The following is a 231-nucleotide window of genomic DNA, read 5'->3' as shown; positions in this document are numbered from 1 at the left end:
GCCGTTGTTTGAAAACATTTCCGTCAAATTTGGCGGCGGCAACCGTTACGGCCTGATTGGCGCGAACGGTAGTGGTAAATCCACCTTTATGAAGATCCTCGGCGGCGACTTAGAGCCGACTTTGGGTAACGTTTCCCTCGATCCCAACGAGCGCATTGGTAAGCTGCGTCAGGATCAGTTTGCCTTTGAAGAGTTCACTGTGCTGGATACGGTGATCATGGGGCATAAAGA

1 protein-coding gene is annotated in these 231 nt (G+C 51.5%); it reads left to right on the top strand.

Annotation, left to right across the window (positions count from 1 at the left end; translation table 11 throughout):
• The coding region (locus tag SB772_RS46040; protein ID WP_410839277.1) for an ATP-binding cassette domain-containing protein at positions 1-231 on the top strand (231 nt) is incomplete at both ends.

It is taken from the genome of Paraburkholderia sp. SIMBA_030, assembly GCF_046535245.1.
Classification (GTDB): domain Bacteria; phylum Pseudomonadota; class Gammaproteobacteria; order Burkholderiales; family Burkholderiaceae; genus Paraburkholderia.
This window is presented reverse-complemented; position numbering and strand designations above follow the sequence as displayed.